This is a genomic window from Variovorax sp. P1_H12_2 (assembly GCF_056405335.1).
On record NZ_JBFUCI010000588.1, the window covers coordinates 1 to 3016 of the forward strand.

Annotated in this window: 2 protein-coding genes; both read right to left on the minus strand. The window is 66.4% G+C overall.

Going from position 1 to position 3016, the window contains the following annotated elements; genetic code table 11:
• A partial coding sequence (locus tag AC1D2K_RS32780; RefSeq protein ID WP_478094366.1) for a type I glyceraldehyde-3-phosphate dehydrogenase occupies positions 1 to 748 on the minus strand: 748 nt, incomplete at its 3' end.
• 45 nt (positions 749 to 793) lie between these two features.
• Positions 794 to 2845, minus strand: coding sequence for a transketolase (gene tkt / locus AC1D2K_RS32785; protein ID WP_478094367.1), 2052 nt, complete (start codon positions 2843 to 2845; stop codon positions 794 to 796).
• Between the last annotated feature and the right edge of the window lie 171 nt (positions 2846 to 3016).

Consider the following 3016-nt stretch of genomic DNA (forward strand, 5'->3'; position numbering starts at 1 on the left):
CCAGCTCGACCGTGAGGTCGACCACCGACACGTCGGAGGTCGGCACGCGGAAGCTCATGCCGGTGAGCTTCTTGTTGAGCTCGGGGATCACCACGCCCACCGCCTTGGCAGCGCCGGTGCTCGAGGGGATGATGTTTTCCAGGATGCCGCGGCCGCCGCGCCAGTCCTTGTTGCTCGGGCCATCGACGGTCTTCTGGGTCGCCGTGGCGGCGTGCACCGTGGTCATCAGGCCGCGCTTGATGCCCCACTTGTCGTTCAGCACCTTGGCCAGCGGCGCCAGGCAGTTGGTGGTGCAGCTGGCGTTGCTGATGATGGCTTCGCCGGCGTACTTCTTGTCATTGACGCCGTAGACGAACATCGGCGTGTCGTCCTTGCTCGGGGCCGACAGCAGCACCTTCTTGGCGCCGGCATCGATGTGCTTCTGCGCCGTGTCCTTGGTCAGGAAGAGGCCGGTCGATTCGAGCACGATGTCGGCGCCGACGTCGCTCCAGTTGAGCTTGGACGGGTCGCGCTCCTGCGTCAGGCGAATCTTCTTGCCGTTGACGACGAGCGTGTTGCCATCGACCGTGATCTCGCCCTGGAAGCGGCCGTGCACCGAGTCGTACTGCAGCATGTAGGCCAGGTAGTCAGGCTCGAGCAGGTCGTTGATCGCGACAATCTCGATGTCGTTCTTGAAGTTCTGCACCGCCGCGCGCAGCACGTTGCGCCCGATGCGACCGAAACCGTTGATGCCGAGTTTGATAGCCATGTCTGATGCTCCTGGATAGTTGAAAACTTGAAGATGCGATCGATGTCAGCGCGCGAGCGCCGCTTCGACCGTGGCAGCGACGTTCTCTGCCGTGAATCCGAAATGCTTGAACAGCACGCCCGCGGGTGCCGACTCGCCGTAGCTGTCGATGCCGACGACGGCCGCAACACCGTACTTCCACCAGCCGTCGGTGCAGCCCATCTCGACCGCGATGCGCGGCGTGCCCTTGGGCAGCACGCTCTTCTTGTAGGCCACGTCCTGGCGGTCGAAAGTGGTGGTGGAAGGCATGGAGACGACGCGCACGCCGATCTTCTTCGCCGCCAGCAGCTCCTGGGCCCGCAGCGCCAGCTGCACTTCGGAGCCGGTGGCGATGATGACCGCCTTGACCTTCTTGTTCTTCAGGCCGACGGCCTCGGGCTCGGACAGCACGTAGGCGCCCTTGCTGATGTCGCTCAGGTCCTTCTTGGGCGCGTAGGGCAGGTTCTGGCGCGACAGCAGCAGCGCGGTCGGGCGGTCGGCATTCTGCAGCGCGACGGCCCAGGCCACGGCGGTCTCGGCCGTGTCGCCGGGACGCCAGACATCGAGGTTCGGGATCAGCCGCAACGAAGCCGCATGCTCGATCGACTGGTGGGTCGGGCCGTCCTCGCCGAGGCCGATGGAGTCGTGCGTGAAGACGTGGATCACGCGCTGCTTCATCAGCGCCGCCATGCGGATCGCGTTGCGGCTGTAGTCGCTGAAGGTCAGGAAGGTGCCGCCGTAGGGAATGAAGCCGCCATGCAGCGCAACGCCGTTCATGATGGCCGCCATGCCGAATTCGCGCACGCCGTAGTTGATGTGGCGGCCCAGCAGGCCGTCGGGGAACTGCTCGTTGCCTTCGCTGCGGATCACGGCGCCGTGGTCGTCGAAGCGCAGGCTGGGCGTGCTCTTGGTGTTGGTGAGGTTGGAGCCGGTCAGGTCGGCGCTGCCGCCGAGCAACTCGGGCAGGGCGGCGGTGAAGGCTTCCAGCGCCAGCTGCGAGGCCTTGCGCGAAGCCACGGTCTCGGACTTGGTGTGAGCGGCCACCACGGTGTCGAAGGCGGTCTGGTGGAAGTTCTTCGGCAGCTCGCCCTTCATGCGGCGCGTGAATTCCGCCGCCAGGTCGGGGAAGACTTCGGCGTAGGCTGCGAACCGGTCGTTCCAGGCTGCCTCATTCTTCGCGCCGGCCGCCTTGGCGTCCCATTCCTCGTAGACCGCCGCCGGCAGCTCGAAGGGCGAGTGCGTCCAGTTCAGCGCGCTGCGCGTGAGGCCGATCTCGTCGGCGCCCAGCGGCTCGCCGTGCGCCTTGGCCGTGTTGGCGCGGTTCGGGCTGCCCTTGCCGATATGCGTCTTGCAGATGATCAGGGTCGGCTGGCCGGTGTGCTTCTTCGCCTTCTCGATGGCCTTCGACACCTCCCTGGCATCGTTGCCGTCGATCGGGCCGATCACGTTCCAGTCGTAGGCCTTGAAGCGCTGCTCGGTGTCGTCGACGAACCAGGGCTTGACGGGCCCGTCGATCGAGATGCCGTTGTCGTCGTACAGCGCGATCAGCTTGTCGAGCTTCCAGGCCCCGGCCAGCGCGGCGGCTTCGTGGCTGATGCCCTCCATCAGGCAGCCGTCGCCCAGGAAGGCGTAGGTGTGATGGTCGACGATCTCGTGGCCCTTGCGGTTGAACTCGGCCGCGAGCAGCTTCTCGGCCAGCGCGAAGCCGACCGCATTGGTGATGCCCTGGCCCAGCGGGCCGGTGGTGGTCTCGACGCCGGGCGTGATGCCGACCTCGGGGTGGCCCGCCGTCTTGCTGTGCAGCTGGCGGAAGTGCTTGAGCTCCTCGATCGGCAGCGCATAGCCCGTGAGGTGCAGGACCGAATAGATCAGCATCGAGGCGTGGCCGTTCGACAGCACGAAGCGGTCGCGATCGAACCACTGCGGATTGACCGGGTTGTGCCGCAGGTGGTCGCCCCACAGCGCGACCGCCATGTCGGCCATGCCCATCGGCGCGCCCGGATGCCCCGAGTTGGCGAGTTGAACGGCATCCATTGCCAACGCGCGAATCGCGTTGGCCATCAAGGCTTGGTTGGCCATCTGTGGCTTTCTGGGAGCAGGTTAGGGGGAACCCGGTATTTTAACGGGCGGGGTGGAGGGGCCCCGGAATGGGCTCGGATCAGGCCGGCGCCGGGCAGCCCCAAGGCGGCCTGCGGCCCCCTCGGGGGGCAGCGACCCACACGCAGTGGGGGAGCGTGGGGGCCACATTCA

Coding starts and splice junctions, on each gene's coding strand:
- tkt (WP_478094367.1), bottom strand. CDS start 2,845: ATGGCCAACCAAGCCTTGATGGCCAACGCGATTCGCGCGTTGGCAATG.